At 31.1% G+C, this 21353-nt stretch carries 20 protein-coding genes and 1 pseudogene; 13 read left to right on the plus strand and 8 right to left on the minus strand.

Annotation, left to right across the window (positions count from 1 at the left end; translation table 11 throughout):
• Positions 1–85: 85 nt before the first annotated feature.
• Positions 86–2281: a RecQ family ATP-dependent DNA helicase gene (locus tag E0F76_RS14205; protein ID WP_132007432.1), complete on the minus strand. Its 2196-nt coding sequence runs from the start codon at positions 2279–2281 to the stop codon at positions 86–88.
• A gap of 85 nt (positions 2282–2366) precedes the next feature.
• On the opposite strand from E0F76_RS14205, the gene E0F76_RS14210 reads away from it, so the two are divergent.
• From E0F76_RS14210 to E0F76_RS14225, 4 genes are all read left to right on the plus strand, one after another.
• The gene (locus tag E0F76_RS14210) at positions 2367–3332 is read left to right on the plus strand and encodes a KpsF/GutQ family sugar-phosphate isomerase (RefSeq protein ID WP_165932712.1); all 966 of its coding nucleotides are present in this window, start codon (positions 2367–2369) and stop codon (positions 3330–3332) included.
• Positions 3332–4153 (plus strand): twin-arginine translocase subunit TatC, encoded by an 822-nt coding sequence (tatC, locus tag E0F76_RS14215; RefSeq protein WP_132007435.1) that lies wholly within the window; start codon positions 3332–3334, stop codon positions 4151–4153. Before E0F76_RS14210 ends, tatC begins: the two co-directional genes overlap by 1 nt.
• Positions 4154–4433: 280 nt before the next feature.
• Positions 4434–5174: an LPS export ABC transporter ATP-binding protein gene (gene lptB / locus E0F76_RS14220; protein ID WP_132007438.1), complete on the plus strand. Its 741-nt coding sequence runs from the start codon at positions 4434–4436 to the stop codon at positions 5172–5174.
• Positions 5175–5235: 61 nt separating this feature from the next.
• Positions 5236–5472 (plus strand): DUF5808 domain-containing protein, encoded by a 237-nt coding sequence (locus E0F76_RS14225; RefSeq protein WP_132007441.1) that lies wholly within the window; start codon positions 5236–5238, stop codon positions 5470–5472.
• On the opposite strand, the gene E0F76_RS14230 is transcribed toward E0F76_RS14225, so the two are convergent.
• Both E0F76_RS14230 and E0F76_RS14235 read right to left on the minus strand, forming a co-directional pair.
• The gene (locus tag E0F76_RS14230; RefSeq protein WP_132007444.1) at positions 5473–6336 is read right to left on the minus strand and encodes a glycoside hydrolase family 25 protein; all 864 of its coding nucleotides are present in this window, start codon (positions 6334–6336) and stop codon (positions 5473–5475) included.
• A 7-nt stretch (positions 6337–6343) separates the two neighbouring features.
• Positions 6344–7054: a CDP-alcohol phosphatidyltransferase family protein gene (locus E0F76_RS14235; protein ID WP_132007447.1), complete on the minus strand. Its 711-nt coding sequence runs from the start codon at positions 7052–7054 to the stop codon at positions 6344–6346.
• 190 nt (positions 7055–7244) lie between these two features.
• Here E0F76_RS14235 and E0F76_RS14240 point away from each other — a divergent pair, with 190 nt between their 5' ends.
• A complete protein-coding gene (locus E0F76_RS14240; RefSeq protein ID WP_456236440.1) occupies positions 7245–8318 on the plus strand; it encodes a putative type IX sorting system protein PorV2 in 1074 nt (357 codons plus the stop codon).
• A 20-nt stretch (positions 8319–8338) separates the two neighbouring features.
• Complete coding sequence (locus tag E0F76_RS14245) at positions 8339–9472, plus strand: lipoprotein N-acyltransferase Lnb domain-containing protein (protein ID WP_132007450.1); 1134 nt, start codon at positions 8339–8341, stop codon at positions 9470–9472.
• 11 nt (positions 9473–9483) lie between these two features.
• Here the strand turns inward: E0F76_RS14245 and E0F76_RS14250 are convergent, their stop codons facing one another.
• From E0F76_RS14250 to E0F76_RS14260, 3 genes are all read right to left on the minus strand, one after another.
• Positions 9484–10878, minus strand: coding sequence for an exopolysaccharide biosynthesis polyprenyl glycosylphosphotransferase (locus tag E0F76_RS14250; RefSeq protein WP_132007453.1), 1395 nt, complete (start codon positions 10876–10878; stop codon positions 9484–9486).
• Positions 10879–11089: 211 nt separating this feature from the next.
• Positions 11090–12169 (minus strand): glycosyltransferase, encoded by a 1080-nt coding sequence (locus E0F76_RS14255; RefSeq protein WP_132007456.1) that lies wholly within the window; start codon positions 12167–12169, stop codon positions 11090–11092.
• Between the two features lie 2 nt (positions 12170–12171).
• Positions 12172–13284, minus strand: coding sequence for a glycosyltransferase family 4 protein (locus tag E0F76_RS14260; RefSeq protein WP_132007459.1), 1113 nt, complete (start codon positions 13282–13284; stop codon positions 12172–12174).
• A 242-nt stretch (positions 13285–13526) separates the two neighbouring features.
• On the opposite strand from E0F76_RS14260, the gene E0F76_RS14265 reads away from it, so the two are divergent.
• From E0F76_RS14265 to E0F76_RS14295, 7 genes and pseudogenes are all read left to right on the plus strand, one after another.
• The gene (locus E0F76_RS14265; protein ID WP_132007462.1) at positions 13527–14294 is read left to right on the plus strand and encodes a ParA family protein; all 768 of its coding nucleotides are present in this window, start codon (positions 13527–13529) and stop codon (positions 14292–14294) included.
• A gap of 4 nt (positions 14295–14298) precedes the next feature.
• A complete protein-coding gene (locus E0F76_RS14270; RefSeq protein WP_132007465.1) occupies positions 14299–15198 on the plus strand; it encodes a ParB/RepB/Spo0J family partition protein in 900 nt (299 codons plus the stop codon).
• Entirely contained in the window at positions 15198–15758 is a 561-nt protein-coding gene (locus tag E0F76_RS14275) for a DUF5683 domain-containing protein (protein WP_132007468.1), read from the plus strand. The genes E0F76_RS14270 and E0F76_RS14275 overlap by 1 nt, the downstream gene beginning before the upstream one ends.
• 14 nt (positions 15759–15772) lie before the next feature.
• Positions 15773–16468, plus strand: a complete 696-nt coding sequence (gene dapB / locus E0F76_RS14280; protein WP_132007471.1) for a 4-hydroxy-tetrahydrodipicolinate reductase — start codon at positions 15773–15775, stop codon at positions 16466–16468.
• A 138-nt stretch (positions 16469–16606) separates the two neighbouring features.
• Positions 16607–18157 carry a signal peptidase I gene (gene lepB / locus E0F76_RS14285; protein ID WP_132007474.1) on the plus strand — a complete coding sequence of 517 codons (1551 nt, stop codon included), beginning with the start codon at positions 16607–16609 and terminating at the stop codon, positions 18155–18157.
• Positions 18158–18266: 109 nt separating this feature from the next.
• Positions 18267–18670 (plus strand): annotated as a pseudogene (locus E0F76_RS14290) (four helix bundle protein).
• On the plus strand, positions 18667–19293 hold the full coding sequence (locus E0F76_RS14295) for a WbqC family protein (RefSeq protein ID WP_132007477.1): 627 nt from the start codon (positions 18667–18669) through the stop codon (positions 19291–19293). Before E0F76_RS14290 ends, E0F76_RS14295 begins: the two are co-directional and overlap by 4 nt.
• A gap of 15 nt (positions 19294–19308) precedes the next feature.
• Here the strand turns inward: E0F76_RS14295 and E0F76_RS14300 are convergent, their stop codons facing one another.
• On the minus strand, positions 19309–20355 hold the full coding sequence (locus E0F76_RS14300) for an endonuclease/exonuclease/phosphatase family protein (RefSeq protein WP_132007480.1): 1047 nt from the start codon (positions 20353–20355) through the stop codon (positions 19309–19311).
• A gap of 52 nt (positions 20356–20407) precedes the next feature.
• Entirely contained in the window at positions 20408–21274 is an 867-nt protein-coding gene (locus E0F76_RS14305; RefSeq protein WP_132007483.1) for a rhomboid family intramembrane serine protease, read from the minus strand.
• Between the last annotated feature and the right edge of the window lie 79 nt (positions 21275–21353).

A 21353-nucleotide genomic window follows, 5' to 3' on the forward strand; every position in this document is an offset into this window, starting at 1 on the left:
TTTAAACAAAATTTAATTATCTATAAAATTTCGATTTTTAGCAAATAGTTCTAAAAAAACAAGATTGCTGAACACTGAACACTTTTTAATTTGCTACTTCGCTTATAAATTTAATTCTCATTAAGCGCAATTCTTCAATATCATAATCACCCTCGAATTCCTTGAGAGCTTTCTCGATATTATCGGAATGTGTTTCCATAAAATAATCAAAAATTTCTTCTTGTTGGTCTTCGTCGAGCATATCATCTACCCAATATTTGATATTCAACTTTGTCCCAGAATTAACAATTTGTTCCATTTCGGAAATTAGGGCTTCGAGGGTTAAACCTTTGGCGGAAGCAATATCATTAAGCGGTAATTTTCTATCAATGTTTTGAATAATATATAGTTTATTAATAGAATTTGCACCAGTGGATTTTACTACTAAATCGTCTGGACGAATGATATCATTGTCTTCAACATATTGCATTATTAGTTCAATAAATTCCTTACCATATTTTTTTGCTTTACCTTCTCCAACACCGTGTATGTTTAATAATTCCACCATAGAAATAGGATATTTCAAGGCCATATCTTCAAGTGAAGGATCTTGAAAAACCACAAAAGGAGGAACTCCTAATCTTTTGGCTGTTTTTTTACGCAAATCACGTAACATAGTCATTAAAACCTCATCGGCAATTCCGGTAGATTTTGAAGCAGTAACTAGTGCTTCATCTACTGATTCATTATATTCATGATCCTCAGACATCATAAATGATTTTGGATCACTGATAAAATCTAATCCTTTCTTAGTGATTTTAACAATACCATAGGTCTCAATGTCTTTAGATAATAATCCATCTACAAGCACTTGCCTCAATAAAGCCATCCAATATTTCTCATCGTGATCGGCTCCTGATCCAAAAAAAGACTGCACATCTGTTCTATGGGCTTTTATCACTGCGTTAACTCGTCCTATAAGCGTAAAAACAACTTCTTTGGATTTGTATAAATGTTTGGTATCACGAACAATTTTAAGCAATTTTACGACTTGTTCTTTGGCTTCTTTTTTTACTTTTGGATTGCGAACATTGTCATCCATATCGCCACCATCACCAGTTTCATTGTCGAATTCTTCACCAAAATAATGCAAAAGAAATTTACGTCGAGACATCGAAGTTTCGGCATAAGCCACCACTTCTTGCAATAATGCAAAACCAATCTCTTGTTCGGCTACAGGTTTTCCGGATAAGAATTTTTCGAGTTTCTCTACATCTTTATAAGAATAATAAGCAAGACAATGCCCTTCTCCTCCATCGCGACCTGCACGACCCGTTTCTTGGTAATAACTTTCTAATGATTTTGGAATATCATGATGAATCACAAAACGCACATCTGGTTTGTCAATACCCATTCCGAAGGCGATTGTTGCCACCACCACATCTACATCTTCCATTAGAAACATATCTTGATGTTTGGCTCGGGTTTTAGCATCTAACCCAGCATGATACGGAACAGCGCTAATCCCATTAACCTGCAAAACATGGGCAACTGCTTCTACTTTTTTACGACTTAAACAATATATTATTCCTGATTTTCCTTTATGAAGCTTTATGAAACGAATAATATCCGATTCTATATTTTTGGTTTTGGTACGTACTTCATAATATAAGTTGGGTCTATTAAAGGATGCTTTATAGGTTGTTGCATCAGACATATCCAAATTTTTCAGAATATCTTCTTGTACTTTTGGAGTGGCAGTTGCTGTAAGACCAATAATTGGCACATCACCCAATTGTTTTATTATATGCTTTAAATTTCTGTATTCTGGCCTAAAATCATGCCCCCATTCTGAAATACAATGCGCTTCATCTATTGCTACAAAAGAGATTGTCACCGTTTGAAGAAAATTCAAGTATTCTTCTTTGGTTAAGGATTCAGGAGCAACATATAAAAGTTTGGTCAAACCAGAACTTATATCTTTTTTAACTTGGGTTATTTCAGTTTTTGTTAATGAGGAATTGAGAACATGTGCGATACCATTTTCAGAAGACAAACTCCTAATAGCATCTACTTGATTTTTCATTAAAGCTATCAATGGTGATACAACTATGGCAGTACCTTCATTAAATAAAGCTGGTAATTGATAGCAGAGTGATTTACCACCGCCTGTTGGCATAATTACAAAAGTGTTTTCTTTATTGAGAATACTTTTAATTACCTGTTCTTGTAAGCCTTTGAATTGGTTGAAGCCAAAATACTTTTTTAATTCTTTGTGGATATCAATTTCGTTTGAATTCATTCTTTATTAATGGTATTTTATCTAAATTTGCACCACTAAAGATACTACTTTCTTTTATACATACAAATTTTTTAAAAATTCTATTTTGAATACCAAGGAAAATATATTGATTTTAGCAAAGAAAACGATTCTATCAGAAAGCGAGTCAATAGCTAAACTAATTGATTTTATTGACATTAACTTTTCAGAAGCTGTGCAAATCTTATTTAATGCCAAAGGCAGAATAATTGTAACAGGTATTGGGAAAAGCGCTATTATTGCCCAAAAAATTGTAGCTACATTTAATTCTACTGGCACGCCTTCACTTTTTTTACATGCCTCAGAAGCCATTCATGGTGATTTAGGTATGGTACAAGCCGATGATGTGGTGATTTGTATCTCTAAAAGTGGCAATAGCCCTGAAATAAAAATTCTTATTCCTTTCTTGAAACGTTTTGGCAACAAACTAATCGCAATTACAGGAAATACTACTTCTTTTTTAGCAAAAGAATCTCACTATACGTTAAACACTTTTGTTGAAGCAGAGGCTTGCATATTAAATTTAGCTCCTACAAACAGCACAACAGCGCAACTCGTAATGGGTGATGCACTAGCTGTATGCTTGATGTCGTTGCGAGATTTCAAAAACGAGGATTTTGCAAAATACCATCCAGGAGGCTCTTTGGGCAAAAAACTGTTACTTCGAGTAAAAGATATGATAGGAAATTCTTTGAAGCCTATGGTAACACCAGAGACTTCTATTAAGAAAGTGATTTTTGAAATCTCTGAAAAAAGACTTGGAGTTACAGCTGTAGTCGAAAACGACGTAGTAATCGGAATTATTACTGATGGAGATATTAGAAGAATGCTGAATGAAAATGATACTTTCATCCATTTGACTGCTAAAGATATTATGACAAAAAAACCTAAAATAATTCAACCCTCATGCATGGTTGTTGATGCTTTTAATATTCTTGAAGATTTTTCCATCACACAATTAGTTGTTGTTGATGAAGGAAAGTATATTGGAGTGTTGCATTTGCATGATATCTTAAAAGAAGGAATAATATAATGAAACAAAAAGAAACTAAAGAAATGTCGTTTTTAGACCACCTTGAGGAATTAAGATGGTTATTAGTAAGAAGTACAATCGCTATAATTATTATGGCTTTCTTAACTTATTTTATTAGTGATTACTTATTTGACACAATTATATTTGGCCCCGCAAGACCTTCCTTTTTTACTTACCGTTTTTTTTGTGATCTATCACATACTTTAAATTTCGGAGAAAGTATTTGTATTGAAGAATTGCCTTTCATTATTCAAAACACTGAAATGGAAGGACAAGTGAATATGTTTGTATGGATGTGTATCCTTGCAGGATTCATTTTGGCTTTCCCATATATTTTATGGCAAATTTGGCGCTTTATAAGTCCCGCACTTTATGAAAAAGAAAGAAAAAACGCTAAATTATTTATATTTATATCTTCACTTTTATTTTTCTTAGGCGTTCTTTTTGGTTATTTTATAATTATACCTATGTCAGTAAATTTCGTAGCTACTTTTTCAGTGAGTGATATCGTAAAAAATCAATTTACCTTAGATTCTTATATAGGAATGGTAAGAACATCTGTATTAGCTGGCGGTTTGTTTTTTGAATTACCAATTATCATCTACTTTTTAACAAAGCTTGGATTAGTAACTCCTGAATTTTTACGTAAATACAGAAAATATGCTGTAGTAATTGTATTAATAGTAGCAGCCATTGTAACTCCTCCTGATGTTGTGAGCCAAACAATTGTCGCCATTCCTATGTTGATTATTTTTGAGCTAAGCGTTATTATCTCTTCTATTGTCTATAAAAGAAAAATAAAAAAGGAGCAACTAAGTTAAAGAATGCAACACCAACAATATTGCTATTAAAAGGATTCTCTAAAGAAGGAATTATGAAAGCCCAAAAAATTGCTACTTTAAATATAGGAACAATTATCATTTCTCCTTTGCTCAGAACCTATGATATTGAGAAGAATTGAAAACAATAAATCTACTTGAAAATTATAATTCAAAGTTAATAGTTCCTTGTTTTTTAATCCTTTTGATTTTCTTTACATAAAATAAATTAAAATTATCAGAAGTAGCCAGAAATTAAACTTCTAAACTCATAAACTTAAAAATGATATTAAGAGCCGAGAATCTAGTAAAAAAATACAAAAGTAGAAGTGTCGTAAAAGGCATTTCGGTAGAAGTAAATCAAGGCGAAATCGTGGGTTTACTTGGGCCAAATGGAGCTGGAAAAACAACTTCATTCTATATGATTGTTGGTTTAGTAAAACCAAATATGGGCAATATCTATCTTGATGATTTAGATATCACCCATTATCCAATGTACAAAAGAGCACAAAATGGCATAGGTTATTTAGCCCAAGAAGCTTCGGTTTTCAGAAAACTGAGCATCGAAGACAATATTCTGAGTGTTTTACAATTGACCAAACATACAAAAGCGGAACAGGAAGCAAAAATGGAAAGCTTAATAGCTGAATTTGGTTTAGAACACATTCGCACCAACCGAGGTGATCTTCTCTCAGGAGGAGAACGAAGACGAACTGAAATTGCACGTTGCTTGGCTACTGACCCAAAATTTATTTTACTAGATGAACCTTTTGCTGGAGTTGACCCAGTTGCAGTTGAAGACATTCAAAGAATTGTAGCTCAACTAAAAAATAAAAACATTGGTATATTAATTACGGATCACAACGTTCAAGAAACCCTTGCCATTACAGACAAAACCTATCTTATGTTTGAAGGAGGTATTTTAAAAGCAGGTATTCCAGAAGAATTAGTAGAAGATGAAATGGTACGTCGTGTCTATTTAGGTCAAAATTTTGAATTGAGAAAGAAGAAGTTGGAGTTTTAGAAAAAAGTGAACAGTGGTCACTTTTTGAGTAATCTGTTTTAAAAATAATCGCAATTATTAAATGAAAAATCCAGATTATCCTACCGACGAAACTTCTGAAAAATGGCGTAAAGATCCCAATAAATGGATTTGGGGAATTTTTTATTATAACAAAGAAGACAAACGAATTTTCCCTCCTAAAAAGATTCCTTGGATGGGTTTTACTACCAATTTTGCCAATACAAAATCTGTGCTTTCAATGATTGCTTTTTTACTCTTGGCAATCTTTATTGTTACTATGATATCAAGAAAACATTAATTATTCGATTGTAATAAAGCCCAACTGTTCTGAGTCTCCATTAAAAATATTGGCATCCACATTTCCTTTTATTCCAGGAATAGTTGCTTTTTCAGTAAATTGCCAGAACAACCAATGGTCATCCATTGTTTCTCGATAGAAATTATAATTGGCAATCCAGAATAAATAGTCACTAAATTCTTCTTTCAAAAAATCATCATAATATTTCTCACCAGTATATATAATAGGTTTTACTTTATAATGAGCTTCAACAACCTTTAGCCAACGCTTTAAACCAAGCTTTAAATTCGTTAAAGATTGCTCCTTTGGCAATTTTTCAATATCTAAAATTGGAGGTAAATCTCCTTTGTGCAAATGCACTGTTTTGATAAAAAGCTGAGCTTGTTCTAATGAATTTTCATTGGGACGATAATAGTGATAGGCACCACGAATTATTTTTCTTTTTTTGGCACCAAGCCAATTGGTTTCAAATTGTCCATCTGCTTTATCGTTACCAGCAGTTGCCCGAATAACAACAAATTCTATTTGATAATTCCCCTCTATTGTTTCTACCAATTCCCAATCGATTTTTCCTTGAAACTCAGAAACATCAATCCCAATGGCTTTTCCTTCGTGATTTTTTAATACTTCATAATTGCGAACATCAGAAATCCGTTTTGCTTCGGCCTTTTCGTAAGAAAGTTTATTGGATTTAAAACTAAAATAATAAGCCAAACCATTTCGATAATGATATGCAAGGCCAATAATTAGCAAAATAAAAAAACCAATTATCGAAAAATGCAACAGTTTTCCAGAGAATAAAGAAGCTTTTTTTCGAGGTTTTCGCCGACTAACCGTTCTTGTTCGAGTACTTTTCCGTCTCATTAAAAAGTTACTTTTTTAGGAACTTATTATTAAAAACAGACAACAAAACATATAAAAGGATTACCAATGGAATTCCTAAATAGTGGAGGAAGACCAATAACAATACTGAAAGCAAGAGAAAAACAAGTTGTAAAGCATTTTTCTGGAACGTGAAATCTTTTATTTTTAAAGAAAACAATGGGATTTCGGCGTTTAATATGTATGCACTAAATAGCGTAATTGCTAAAAGAATCCAATGATTTGACAAAATTTCAAATACTACTAAAGAATCTGAATATTCTAAAACCAATGGTAAACTTAATATAAACAGTGCATTGGCTGGAGTAGGCAAACCAATAAAAGAATCTGTTTGTCGGGTGTCAATATTAAAATTAGCCAAGCGATAACAAGAAGCCATAGTGATTATAAATCCCAAATAAGGCAAAATGACATTAGGAGAAACTGGATTATTGGCCATTTGTAATAATGTAAACATCACATATCCAGGAACGACACCACTAGTAACCATATCTGCTAATGAATCTAATTGCAACCCTAATGGGCTAGAAACTTTAAATAATCGGGCAAAGAATCCATCGAAAAAATCTAGAAAAATCCCCAAACAAACAAAATAGAAAGCCATTAGAAAATTCATTTCTGAAATATATACAACTGCAATACAACCACAAAAAAGATTAAGCAAAGTAATGATATTCGGAATGTGTTTTTTAATTAGCATAGTTTATGGATTAAAATTCTAAGTTCACAAATTTAATATAATAAGTGGATGAGAAGTACGTTTTTTAATAGAGATTTTAAACCATTGGATCTTTTAGTTAATATTTAGGTCATTCAAGGAATTAGCTCAATTAAAAATTATATTTTTGAAAAAAAATTCAAACCACATAATTGGTCTGCAAAAATTAACAATGTTTAAAATAAATCAACTTGTCTTTGTTTTTTTACTTTGCGTCTCTTTGAACGCACAAACTTTACGAAAATATTCGAACGAATTTATGAATATTGGTGTTGATGCAGCAGCTTTAGGAATGGCAAATGCAATGACTGCAAGCACTAACGATGTGAATTCAGGCTACTGGAATCCAGCTGGTTTAGTACATCTTGAAGACCATCAACTATCACTAATGCACGCCAATTATTTTGCCAACATCGCTCAATACGATTATATTGCTTATGCAAAACCAATAGACGATGAAAGTGCTTGGGGTATTTCACTCATCCGTTTTGGTGTGGATGACATTTTGAATACTACTGAATTAATAGACAGTCAAGGCAATATAGACTACAACCGAATCAGTCTTTTTTCTACAGCAGATTATGGATTTACCTTTTCTTATGCCCGAAAATTACCCGTTGCCGGATTTCAATACGGAGTAAATGCTAAAGTAATACGAAGAATTATAGGTAAATTTGCAAGTTCTTGGGGTTTTGGATTTGATGCCGGAATTCAATTCGAAAAAAACGACTGGCAATATGGTTTGATGATTCGAGATATCACAACAACTTATAATGTTTGGAATATTAACGAAAAAGAATATCAAAAAATTGCCGATGCTATTCCAGGACAAAATAAAGAGTTGCCAGAAAGCACGGAGATTACAGCGCCAAAAGTTCAATTAGGTTTATCAAAAAAGTTTATCATTCGATATGATTATAGCCTTTTGGCTGCAGCCAATATCAATATGTTATTTACCAAAACCAATGACTTGATTTCTACTCGATTTGCCAGTATTGATCCTGCTTTGGGTTTGGAATTTGGTTACACTGATTTAGTCTTTCTAAGAGCTGGAGTTGGCAACTTTCAAAACATTCAACAAATAGATAATACTAATAAAGTAGGATTCCAACCTAATGTAGGTTTGGGATTTAAATACAAAGGAATCCAAGTTGATTATGCATTGACCAATTTAGGCAATCAAAGTGCTTCTTTGTATTCGAATATCTTTTCTGTAAAAATAGATTTGGGTTTATTCAGAAATTAATTTTATTTATATATCCACAAATGAATTTATCATTCAATAAAACATTCTTTTTCCTGTTGCTTATTTTTTCATGCAGCAGCAATGGACAAAATATCAAATTGTCTAATACTACTCAGGTCAGTATTATCACATGTGATACTGGTAACGAATCCTATTCCCTTTTTGGTCATACTGCTATTCGAATAGCGGATTCAGAAAACAACTTAGATTTAGTGTACAATTATGGAGCTTTTGATTTTGCTACACCTAATTTCGTTGCGAAATTTGCAAAAGGAGATTTACAGTATTTTGCTGTAGTGAATAAATACAATGACTTTATCAATCAATATGTTTATGAGCAAAGGAGTGTTTATGAACAAGAATTGAATGTTCCTTTGGCTTATAAACAACAATTATTTGACAATCTTACTTCTGCTTTAGCCTCAAGTGAAAGTTATTATACCTATAAGTTTATTGATAAAAACTGTACTTCTATGGTTGTTGACATTTTAAACAAAACTTTGGGAGAATCTACAATTGTAAAAAAAACAGATACAGACATAACCTATAGAACTATTTTATACCCTTATTTCAATAATTCATTTTATGAAAAATTAGGAACTAGTATTATTTTTGGAAAAAAAGTAGATGAGTATGGTACAAAAATATTCCTACCTCTTGAATTGAAAAAAAGTTTAGCTCTAATACAATTTCAAGACCATCCGCTTTGTACCGAAAGTAAAACATCACTAGAATACAAAAAAGAAACATCCTTTTCTTGGTGGGATAACATATACACTTATTTACTAATTCTAGGATTGATTCTAGTTATAAGTAAAGAAAGCGTCAATAACATTTATTTTTTGATCATGGGATTTTTGGGATTATTCTTTGGTTTTATGGGATATTATTCTTTGCATCAAGAATTAGCCTACAATTATAATATATTCCTATTCAATCCAACATTATTACTATTGCTCTACTTTACAATCAGGAATAACAAAAAATGGATTATCAACATCGGTGTATTTAACCTAATTTCACTTTGTGTATACTTCTTTTTCATGCTTAATAAAGCACATTTATTAATCGTATTGCCAATGCTGTTTACAAGTGCAATTGTATTAATTAAAACAATTATTAAAAACAGCAAAAGAATTCCAATCGTTATATAAAAACAATATTATTATTGACCTCTATAAAATAAGACAGTGCTGATGGTTTTTATAGTGATATTCAAATCTAAGAAAACACTACGATGCTTTATATAGTACAAATCATACTGTAATTTAATCAAACTGTCCTCAATTGATATTCCATATACATAATTAACCTGCGCCCAACCTGTTAAACCAGGTTTAATAACATGCCTAGTTTCATAAAAAGGCATGATTTCTGAAATTTCTTTAACAAAAATGGGACGCTCTGGTCGTGGACCAATAACAGCCATTTCTCCTTTTAATATATTTATAAATTGCGGAATTTCATCGATTCTAGTTTTACGCAAAAATTTACCAAAAACGGTTACCCGACTATCGTTTGGTGTTGAAAATACAGCCCCATTTTTTTCTGCATTTATAACCATTGTTCTGAACTTAATAATTTGAAATATTTTTCCGTGTTTCCCAACTCTTTCCTGGGTATAGAATAATTTTCCAGGATTCCCAATAGCATTTCCAATAATAATAAATGGCAAAAAAATCAGTCCAAATAATAATCCAATTATGGATATTACTGTTTCCATAATTTTAATATTAAGTTGGTACAATTTATTATAATTACTTCTGCTAAATGGGAAAAATTTATAAAAATCCCTTGTAATAAATTGTACTGGAATGCGTTGAACCTTATCCTCGAATACTTGGTTGTATTCGCGAATATTTGTTCCTGATTCTAATAGAAGTAGCAAAACTTGATACAATTCAACTGTAATATCTTCTGTTTTTTTAGAGGCTATAACAATTTCAAAAATAATAGTATCATTAATAAAATCAACTATGTTTGCTATTTCAATATTTTTAACAAAATGGTAGGTAGAATGCCCGTTTTTATTAGTAACAGTATTTACATAAGCAACCACTCTATAATGTGGATCTGATTTTTCTAGTGCTTGAATTAATTCCTCAACTTGCTCTTGATCACAAATTAAAACCACATTTTGAACAAATCTACTGGAAGCCAAAAACTTTACATAAATAGTTCTCCAAAGTACTAAAGCAAAAAGCACCGTGAAATAAAATAGTAGAATTTGAATCCTGTTATTAGGAAGCTCGGCTGATAAAACTGGAGTCAAAAGGTAAAACAACACGGAAGTTGAAGCAGTTAATATACAACTTTTCAATATTTTAAATTGATTACTAGCAATATGTAAACTATACATTTCAAAAACAGTCCCAATTACATTAATATAAATTGCAAGAACAATAGCATAGTAAAAATTTGTTGAAGAGGTTTCTAGATAATTTAAATCTAAAAAATTACCCGTACTACGTAATAATGACCAAACAAAGATTACATCAAAAATCCGCAACAGCACTTTTCGTTCCGAAACTTCAAAATGTATCTTATTATTTTTGGTCATAATTTTTTGTTTCTGTGCAATTTTGAAAACAAAATTAAGCAAACTCATCAGAATACATTAATATATCCGATAAATAACCATTTTATAAGGTCAAACCAAGCCTAAAACACTCTATCTCAACAATTAAGCTATTGTAACTTATTAATATGCTTGTTTAAAAATGCAAAATAGCCCATTTATTTTACACTTTAATTAAAACAAATCTTAATTACTATTTTACATTATTTGTTAACCACTTTAAATAGTTAGTTATTATCGTTTGTTCTGAAAAACTATTATGTATTGTTTTGTATAATTCATTCCCGAAATTGAGTTGAATTGTATCATTTTCTATCAATTTGACTAATGACTCATTAAATAACTCAACTTGATTTGAAGTAATTAAAAATCCATTTACTCCCTCTTGAATCACCATTGGAATCTCTCCAACTGCTGTAACTACTACTGGTAATTTATGCAAACCATATTCTAACAATGCAACAGGCAATCCTTCTGATTGAGAAGTTAAAATAGCAATAGTAGACTGCGTTAGTATATTTCCAATATCTTGTTTTGAACCGTAGATAAAAACAGATTTTTCTAAATTAAATGCTATAATCAATTTTTTAATTTGTTTAGAATAATCATCCTCAAAATCTTTTCCTACTAAATGAAAGGTCCATTCAGGATGAGACAGTTTAATTCTTTTTGCCACTTCAAGCAACATAAAATGATTTTTTTGCACTCTCAAATTAGCCAAAGAAAGTATTCGTTTTCCTTTAATTCCAAATAAAACAGTGTCATGCTTACCCTCAATTTCCGTTGAAGGAAAGTTAGGCAAGTAAATTACATTCTTAAAATGCATTTTTTCTTCATCCCAAGTTTTAAGTTTTTGGTTTACAGCAATAATTCCATTAAAAAACAAAAGACATAGCTTTAAACTTATTGTTGGTCTTTGATTTAAAAACTCACTATCCCCATAATGATCGTGCCAAATTAATTGTACAGATGGAATACTTAATTTCAAAAGGAATGCAAAAAAAAATGAGGTACTATGAGCATGAATCATTGTTACATTATTTTCCTGTACAAATTTTCTTAATTTATAAAGTGCCTGTACATCAATACTGCTTCTTTTATTCAAAAAAAGGTAGCTAACATTATCACAAATTTGGCGCAAAAGTGGTCCTTCTTTACGAGTAACAACCAAACCTGAAAATTCAATTTTATCCGAAAGTGCATTGGCGTAATTAACGGCCATACGTTCTGCTCCTCCAGCATCTAATGAATCAATAATTTGAATTATTCTCATAGTTACAATAATTTTTTGATTTCGGCTTCAAAAACATCCAATGTATAGTTTCTAGACCAATCAGATGCTGCTTTACTCCTGTTTTCAAATTCAACTAAATTTTGCAAAACAGCTTCAATTTGATTAGCATCTTGAGCTAAATCACATTCTAACAAAATACCTCTTTGTCCATTATCAAGCATAAAAGGAACACAGGAAATAGTTGTTGCAATAGGTACACAACCCCAAAACATTCCTTCGGCAATGGCTTTTGGCCAACCTTCACTTTGAGATGGTAACACAACGAAGTGGCTTTGTTTGTATGCAATTTTAATAGATTCTGCATTCTGATTTCCTTCTAAAGAAATAAAATCACTTAAATTATTTTGGTTGATATACTGTTCCAAAGTGATTCGTTCTATTCCTTCTCCATATAAAGCCAAGCTAACATTATATCCTCTCCTTTTTAGTTCTTCAACTAGTTGAATGCAGTACAAAGGATTTTTACCCGAAACCAATGTTCCCACAAAAACAAATCGAATTTGTTCTTTAAAATCTTTTATTGGAACAGCTAATTTATCAGATTCATTGTAAGTGGCGGTAAAAAATGATTTAATATTTTTAGAATTATTATCCCATTCGCCATAAACCAAAACTTGGATGTTTTTTGTCAAAAAAGGATTCGATAAAATCCATTTTTGCAAAGTATAACTTATGGGTTGATTTGATTTCGGATCCCAATTTCCGGCATATTTGGCTGTTTTGATTTTATTTGGAAATAAAATCTGAACGACGCAACCTAATAGACCTATATTTCCGGGACAGCGTAAATGAATATGATCGGCTTTTTGCATTGCTTGATAAATCTTCCAACAGATACATGGCACTTTAAAAACAGTCGCAAAAACGGAACTTAGTCGCAATATATCAAAACTGGCAATGGGAATAAATTCTATATTATTGTGTTCGTAACTGATATCAATTGAAGAGGTTTTCAAATTAGAAATTGGGGCAACAATTATCAATTTATCTACTTGTTTAATCCAAATATTCATTTCGCGAACATAAGGTGCATAAGCAAAATATTTATTTTGATGAATAATATGGGGTACATGAGTAACGATTACAAAATTCATTCTAAATAATAGTGTTGTGAATTATATTTATAATGGTAAATATATCGCTAAATCCAGTCATTTTGAAAATTTAATATCAAAATTGTTACTTAAATAAGGGAAATGTGATACTTAAATGTAAAATATGTAAAAACTCTTTCAATAAAACCAACTACTTATCAAGTCTTAACATTTGTTAACAAAATAGATTTTTAGAAACGATAATAAATTGTATTTTTACCGTTCAAAATTTAGAAAAATAAATGGGCAAAATCATTGCGATTGCTAATCAAAAAGGTGGTGTTGGAAAGACTACAACGTCTATAAACCTCGCTGCCTCACTAGGCGTTTTAGAAAAAAAAGTATTACTAATAGATGCTGATCCTCAGGCGAATGCCACATCAGGATTAGGGATCGATGTTGAAGCTGTTGAAATTGGAACTTATCAAATTCTAGAACACAGCAGTACTCCTAAGGAATCTATTGTTGTAAGTTCGGCTCCAAATGTAGATGTAATTCCATCGCATATCGATCTTGTAGCTATCGAAATCGAATTAGTTGACAAAGAAAACAGGGAATACATGCTAAAAAAAGCATTGGAAAGCATCAAAGACGAATACGATTATATTATTATCGATTGTGCACCGTCTCTTGGTTTGCTTACATTAAATGCTTTGACAGCTGCAGATTCAGTTATTATTCCTATACAATGCGAATATTTTGCTTTAGAAGGATTAGGTAAATTATTAAATACTATAAAAAGTATTCAAAAAATTCACAATCCAGATTTAGACATCGAAGGTCTTTTATTGACCATGTTTGATTCCCGATTGCGTTTATCCAATCAGGTTGTTGAAGAGGTTCAAAAACATTTTAACGATATGGTTTTTGAAACCATTATCCAAAGAAATGTAAAATTAAGTGAGGCTCCAAGTTTTGGCGAAAGCATTATAAACTATGACGCTACAAGTAAAGGAGCCACAAATTATTTACAATTGGCTCAAGAAGTTATAAAGAAAAACAGCAAATAATTTTATGGCAAAAGCAATAAAAAAACAAGCGTTAGGAAGAGGTTTATCAGCATTATTGAAAGATCCTGAAAATGATATAAAATCAGTAACAGATAAAAATGCTGACAAAGTTGTTGGAAATATTATTGAGCTTGAAATTGATGCTATCGAAATAAATCCTTTTCAACCTAGAAGCAATTTTAACGAAGATTCTTTGAGAGAATTAGCTTCTTCTATAAAAGAATTAGGTCTTATTCAACCTATAACTGTTAGAAAATTAGATTTTAATAAGTACCAATTAATTTCAGGAGAGCGACGTCTTCGTGCCTCAAAATTAGTGGGATTAACAACTGTTCCAGCTTATATAAGAATCGCAAATGACAACGAATCCTTAATAATGGCTTTGGTTGAAAACATTCAACGCCACGATTTAGATCCAATTGAAATAGCGCTATCTTACCAAAGATTGATTGACGAAATTCAATTAACTCAAGAACAAATGAGTGAAAGAGTGGGAAAGAAACGTTCTACAATCGCCAATTATTTAAGACTTTTAAAGCTAGATCCAATTATTCAAACTGGAATTCGTGATGGATTTATAAGTATGGGTCACGGTAGAGCTATAATAAACATTGAGGATCTTGATATCCAAACCGATATCTATCAAAAAATAGTAAGTCAAAACCTCTCCGTTAGAGATACTGAAGCATTGGTTAAAAATTATCACGAAAGTTTAAAACCTAAAGCAGTAAATCAACCCAAATCTACTTCCTTTGTAATAGAGGAAAGCAAAAAAAACACTTTCAACAATTATTTTGGAACTAAAGTTGACGTAAAAGTGGCTGGTAACGGTAAAGGAAAAATCACTATTCCGTTTCATTCTGAAGAAGAATTAAACAGAATTATAAAATTAATAAAAGAGTAGTGAATAAATTTGCTTTCATAGGTCTTTTCCTTTTTGTTTTAGGAAACATTTCCGTTTTTTCTCAAGGTAAAATAGGCAAAGAATTCGTGGCACAAGACACCTTGAAATCAGTTGATATAGACCCACTAACTCCTGCAAAAGCAGCTTTTTACTCGGCAATTTTACCTGGATTAGGTCAAGCATACAATAAAAAGTATTGGAAAATACCCCTAGTTTATGGAGCTATCGGTACCAGTATGTATTTCTATTTGGATAGTAATAAAAAATACAATCAATATAGAGATGCCTACAAAAGAAGATTAGAAGGATATTCAGATGATAATTTTAGCTATTTAGATAATAGCCGATTAATTGCAGGTCAAAAATTTTATAAAAAAAACAAGGATTTTTCTGCTCTTTTTGTAATTGGTTTTTATGTATTAAATATCATTGACGCCAATGTTGACGCTGCCTTAATACAGTTTAATGTGAATGATAATTTATCTTTAAAGCCAAATATGTACTATAATGATGTAACATTAAAGTCGAATTTAGGTCTAACACTTAATTATAATTTTTAGAAAATTAAAAAAAAATGAAAATCGCACTTTTAGGATACGGAAAAATGGGTCACGTGATTGAGCGAATTGCTCTAGAAAGAGGTCACGAAATTGTTTTGAAAAAAGATGAAAATAACACTTATGATGGACTTTCGAATGCCGATGTAGCAATAGACTTCAGTATACCAACAGTAGCTGTTGATAATATTTCAAGTTGTTTTCATGCTAATGTCCCTGTTATTTCAGGCACAACGGGCTGGTTAGAACATTACGATGACATGGTGGCACTGTGCACAGAAAAAAAAGGGGCTTTTATTTCTAGTTCTAATTTTAGTTTGGGTGTAAATCTTTTCTTTGAACTCAATGATTATTTAGCCCAAATGATGTCTAAATTTAACTCTTACACTGTAGAAATGGAAGAAATTCATCATACTCAAAAATTAGATGCTCCAAGTGGAACAGCAATTTCATTGGCAAAAGGCGTTATTGAAAACAGCAGTTATACCGATTGGACATTAGACAAACCACTTGATAATCAGATTCACATTGAAGCCGTAAGAACTGAAAACATACCAGGAACACATACTGTAACATATAATTCAGATGTAGATTCTATTGAAATAAAACATACAGCACACAATCGCGATGGTTTTGCACTAGGTGCAGTTATTGCTGCCGAATGGATCGTAGGAAAACATGGTGTTTTTACTATGAAAGATGTCCTAAAATAAATTTAAGATTGCAGATTAGCGATTTTAGATTTAAAAACTTAAAACAATAAATAACTAAACATATAATTCGTATTTTATATTTTTTATTTTCAACTGAAATCTAAAATATAAAATCTAAAATCTAAATTGTAAAATATTATGACACTATATCACTGGTTTCTATTTTTCTTATCAATTCAAATAATTCATTTTTTAGGGACTTGGAAAATATATGTTGCCGCTGGCAGAAAAGCATGGGAAGCTGCAGTTCCAGTTTATAATGCTATCATTTTAATGAAAATAATTGGCCGGCCAACTTGGTGGACACTGTTACTTTTCATTCCTATTATAAACTTAATAATGTTTCCTGTTATTTGGACTGAAACCCTAAGAAGTTTTGGAAAACGATCTACTTTAGACACTTTTTTGGGTATTGCTACATTTGGATTTTATATTTATTTTATCAATTATACCCAGAAATTAAATTACATCGCAGATAGAAATTTGAATGCTGAAAATAGAGCTGCTGACACAGTGAGTTCCCTTCTTTTTGCTATTATAGTGGCAACCTTAGTTCACACTTATGTCCTTCAACCCTACACTATTCCTACTTCATCATTAGAAAAATCATTATTAGTTGGCGACTTTTTATTTGTTAGCAAAGTGAATTATGGCGCTAGAGTACCAATGACTACCATTGCTTTGCCAATGGTTCATGACTCTATACCAATGACTAAATGCAAATCCTATTTGACTTGGCCTCAACTGCCTTATTTTAGATTACCTGCTTTCGAAAAAATTAAAAATTGTGATATTGTTGTTTTTAATTGGCCAGTAGATACGGTCTACAAATTCAGGGACAATTCAGGAAGAAGAGCCTACAAACCAATTGACAAGAAATCGAATTATGTAAAACGATGTGTAGGTATTCCTGGGGATAGTTTACAAATAAAAGAAGGTATTGTTTATATCAATGGTAAAATACTGGCTCTGCCAGAAAGAGCAAAACCTCAATATTCTTATAAAATAGCTATTGATGGTAAAACTCCAATAAATTTTGAATATTTATTCAAGGACATGCATGTAACTGATGGAGCTGGTTTTACATCTGAAACAAGAGACACCTTATTTGTTGCTGCCTTGACAGAAGAAAGTGTAACAAGATTGAAAAATGTACCTGGAATTACAGCTGTAACTAGAGAAATTGCTAAAGGAGTAGAAAATGGCATTTTTCCTCATATAAACAAATGGAATCGCGATAATTTTGGCCCTATTTTTATACCTAAAGAAGGAACAACAGTTGCGCTAAACACTGCTACATTACCGTTTTATAGAATGATTATCACAGAATACGAAAGTAATAAATTGGAAGTAAATGGTGATGTAATTAAAATAAATGGAATAGTCGCTAACAGCTATACTTTTAAACAAAATTACTATTGGATGATGGGAGACAATCGTCACAACTCCGAAGATAGTCGCTATTGGGGTTATGTACCTGGCAACCATATTGTGGGCAAGCCCGTTTTTATATGGATGTCTTGGGACACAAATGGAAAAGGACTTGGAAAAATTCGTTGGGAAAGATTGTTCACAACCGTTGGTGGTGATGGACAGCCTCAATCGTATTTTAAATTTTTCTTAATTTTATTAGCAGCATATTTTGTTGGTGAATATTTTTGGAAAAAGAGAAAAGAGAAAAAGGGTTAATTTGTTGATTCGGTTATTTGATTATAAATACTGAACTATTTCCTTATTTTATACATTCAAATAAAATCTAATTATTAGTGAACATCATAGTATTTAAAAATAAATAAGTATGTACATTTATTCATTTGAAAAATTAGAGGTTTGGAATGAATCGAAAGAATTCACTAAAACAATTTATAAACTAACTTCAACATTTCCTGTTTCAGAAAAATTTGGAATGGTTTCACAATTAAGAAGAACATCTGTATCAATATGTTCAAATATTGCGGAAGGCTCTCAAGAAAAAGTTTTAAAGACAAAGCACATTTTACAACAATGGCAATTAGCTCAACTGTTCAAGTTTTGAATAAATTAATATTATCTTTTGAGCTGGATTTCATTAAGGAATGTGACTATTTGAAATTACGACAAGATATTGAAAGTGTTACCAATAAATTAAATCGACTTCGAAATTACCAAATAGACAAGTCTATCGAAAACTCTAAACAACCAAATCCACGAATAACCGAATGAACATTCTTATTCACCCTACTTATTTTCCGCCTATTAGTCATCTTGTTGCAATGGTACAGGCAGATAGCATCACCTTTGAAATAGAGGATAATTTCCAAAAACAAACCAATCGCAATCGAACGTATATTTATAGTCCAAACGGAATTCAACTTTTAAACATTCCTATAAAACATTCCAAAGAAAGTCATCAAAAAACAAAAGAGGTGAAAATAGATAATGATTTTGACTGGCAGAAACAACATTTCAAATCATTAGAAGCAGCATACAGAAGTTCCCCATTTTTTGAGTATTTTGAAGATGATATTCGTCCTTTATTCGAAAAAAAACACACTTCCCTTATTGATTTGAATTTCGAGACATTAGAATTACTTTCTAAATTATTGAGAATGAAATTAGAATATCAAACCACAACTGAATATTTTCACGAAATAGATCAATTATCTGTTTTGGATTACCGGTTTTTAGTAAATGGTAAAAAAGACGATTCACAATTCGAATCTTATCCTCAAGTTTTTAAAGAAAAGCAAGGTTTTCTAAATAATTTAAACATCCTAGACTTATTATTCAACGAAGGAAGGTACGCCATGGATTATTTAAGAAATCAAAAATTAATCATTAAGTAAATTTGTTCGCAGCTATTATTCCATTGATAAAGTTGCCATAATAGGCAAATGATCTGAGTTTTCGAAATCAGGAAAACATTCATATTTTTTGACTTTCATTTTTTCGTCCGCAAAAATAAAATCGATCCTGGCTGGATAATATTTAAATTTATAAGTTGCTCCAAATCCTAATCCAGCTTCTTCAAAAGTGTCTCTTAATTTTCCTTTTATATTCCTATATACATAAGAAAAAGCACTGTTATTCATATCTCCACAAATAATAATTGGGTACGGACAGTTTTTTTTATGTTCTTTTATTATCTCTGCTTGCTGCTGTTGTTGCTTGAAAGCCTTACTAATTCTATAAATAAGCTTTTGAGATTTCCCTTGATCAATAGCATCAATATTATCATTTATTTCATTAACATCAGGCGATATTTTAATGGATTGTAAATGCATATTATACACTCTAATAATATCTTTTCCTTTTTTTATATCGGCAAAAACTACATTATTATTTGAATTTGGGAATAGAATATTTCCTTGATCAATAATAGGAAATTTAGAAAATATAGCTTGTCCTGTTTTAATTTTATTTCCTTCCATAACTATATACTTATGACGGTACACTTTTAAATCAATATTCGCAGAATTAGAGAATTCTTGAATACAAAGTATATCAGGATTTTTATCGTTTATAAACTCAAGTATTTTATCCGGAACATTATCCCTTTCCATCCATTTGAACACATTAAACAAACGAACATTATAACTCATAACAATGAAGTCTTTCTCCTCTATTGGATACTCTTTGTCTGAAAATTTATAAAATTTATTAATAAAAGTAATCCCCATCAAGAGGACTAAACCTGATAATATCAAATGTTTTTTGAATTGAATTGCCCAATAAATAAAAAACAAGGCGTTTAATACTAAGAACACAGGCATGAATAAGGTAAGCACCGACAAAATTGGGTAAAGTTTTGGTGCCAAAAACGGCAAAATATAAGCAATGAATGTTGAAACAGCCAAAACTATATTAAAAAAATAAACCAATTTATTAAACCAAGAGAGGTTTTTCATTTTTTACGCTGATTCGTGATAAACTAAAAATTGATCACTGATTACTGAACACTTACTTTCCTGCCTTAAATAAAAATTCTTTTTCTTCTTTTGTTAAACAATCATAACCCGATTGACTTATTTTATCCAATATTTCGTCTATTTGTTGTTGTGATTTGTCTTTAGTTATAATTTTAGATACTGGTTTCTCCACCGGTTTTTTATAATTTTTATGAACTTTTTTGAATGGTGTTGAAGAAGATTTCGCAAACAAATTAACGACAGATTGAATTACTATTGAAACAATTTTACTTAAATCTGTTCCGTTTTCGAGTAATTTAATAAATACAAAACCAAAAAAAGCACCGGCCAAATGAGCGATATGACCACCCGTATTTTCTACCCTAATTTGCATTAAGTCTATAACAAGAATTACGAGCGTAATATGCCATAATTTTACATTTCCTATGATCAATAATCGAATATTCATTAATGGCTGATAGGTTGTTGTTGCCACTAATATTGCCATGATAGCTGCGGAAGCTCCAACAATTGAAGCGCTAAAGTTTAAAAAATAATAACCCGAAACAAAAGCTATTCCTGCAAAAATAGAACTTAAAACATACAATCCTAGCAATTGCTTTTCAGAAAAAAAAGTTAAAAACAATGCACTCGAAAAATTTAAAACGATCATATTAAAAAATATATGACCAAACCCATCGTGAAAGAAAGCATAAGTCAATAGAGTCCATGGCTTAGTAATAAAAACCGAAGGCTCAGAGGACAAAGCAACCCAATTGGGAAAATCAAAAACTCCAATACTAAATTGGTAAAAAAATACCAAAGAAATTAGAAAGCAAGCCACATTCCAGAGGATTAACCTTTGGGCCATTCCTCCTAATTTGTATTGCATTTTTAAGTCGTCTATTATGTTACTCATTTAAAGTTAGATGTTAGAGGTTGAACTTAGATGTTAGGCGTTTTGTTTAATTGAACACTTAAAACTGAACACTGAATAT

The sequence above is a fragment of the Flavobacterium cellulosilyticum genome, from assembly GCF_004349355.1.
Lineage (GTDB): Bacteria > Bacteroidota > Bacteroidia > Flavobacteriales > Flavobacteriaceae > Flavobacterium > Flavobacterium cellulosilyticum.

What these genes read in the sequence shown, in the direction of transcription:
- E0F76_RS14245 (WP_132007450.1), top strand. Translation starts at nt 8,339, where the DNA reads ATGAATTTATCATTCAATAAAACATTCTTTTTCCTGTTGCTTATTTTT.
- E0F76_RS14240 (WP_456236440.1), top strand. Translation starts at nt 7,245, where the DNA reads ATGTTTAAAATAAATCAACTTGTCTTTGTTTTTTTACTTTGCGTCTCT.
- E0F76_RS14300 (WP_132007480.1), bottom strand. Translation starts at nt 20,355, where the DNA reads ATGAAAAACCTCTCTTGGTTTAATAAATTGGTTTATTTTTTTAATATA.
- E0F76_RS14260 (WP_132007459.1), bottom strand. Translation starts at nt 13,284, where the DNA reads ATGAATTTTGTAATCGTTACTCATGTACCCCATATTATTCATCAAAAT.
- lptB (WP_132007438.1), top strand. Translation starts at nt 4,434, where the DNA reads ATGATATTAAGAGCCGAGAATCTAGTAAAAAAATACAAAAGTAGAAGT.
- E0F76_RS14305 (WP_132007483.1), bottom strand. Translation starts at nt 21,274, where the DNA reads ATGAGTAACATAATAGACGACTTAAAAATGCAATACAAATTAGGAGGA.
- E0F76_RS14205 (WP_132007432.1), bottom strand. Translation starts at nt 2,281, where the DNA reads ATGAATTCAAACGAAATTGATATCCACAAAGAATTAAAAAAGTATTTT.
- E0F76_RS14225 (WP_132007441.1), top strand. Translation starts at nt 5,236, where the DNA reads ATGAAAAATCCAGATTATCCTACCGACGAAACTTCTGAAAAATGGCGT.
- E0F76_RS14230 (WP_132007444.1), bottom strand. Translation starts at nt 6,336, where the DNA reads ATGAGACGGAAAAGTACTCGAACAAGAACGGTTAGTCGGCGAAAACCT.
- dapB (WP_132007471.1), top strand. Translation starts at nt 15,773, where the DNA reads ATGAAAATCGCACTTTTAGGATACGGAAAAATGGGTCACGTGATTGAG.
- E0F76_RS14250 (WP_132007453.1), bottom strand. Translation starts at nt 10,878, where the DNA reads ATGACCAAAAATAATAAGATACATTTTGAAGTTTCGGAACGAAAAGTG.
- E0F76_RS14270 (WP_132007465.1), top strand. Translation starts at nt 14,299, where the DNA reads ATGGCAAAAGCAATAAAAAAACAAGCGTTAGGAAGAGGTTTATCAGCA.
- tatC (WP_132007435.1), top strand. Translation starts at nt 3,332, where the DNA reads ATGAAACAAAAAGAAACTAAAGAAATGTCGTTTTTAGACCACCTTGAG.
- E0F76_RS14265 (WP_132007462.1), top strand. Translation starts at nt 13,527, where the DNA reads ATGGGCAAAATCATTGCGATTGCTAATCAAAAAGGTGGTGTTGGAAAG.
- E0F76_RS14235 (WP_132007447.1), bottom strand. Translation starts at nt 7,054, where the DNA reads ATGCTAATTAAAAAACACATTCCGAATATCATTACTTTGCTTAATCTT.
- E0F76_RS14255 (WP_132007456.1), bottom strand. Translation starts at nt 12,169, where the DNA reads ATGAGAATAATTCAAATTATTGATTCATTAGATGCTGGAGGAGCAGAA.
- E0F76_RS14295 (WP_132007477.1), top strand. Translation starts at nt 18,667, where the DNA reads ATGAACATTCTTATTCACCCTACTTATTTTCCGCCTATTAGTCATCTT.
- lepB (WP_132007474.1), top strand. Translation starts at nt 16,607, where the DNA reads ATGACACTATATCACTGGTTTCTATTTTTCTTATCAATTCAAATAATT.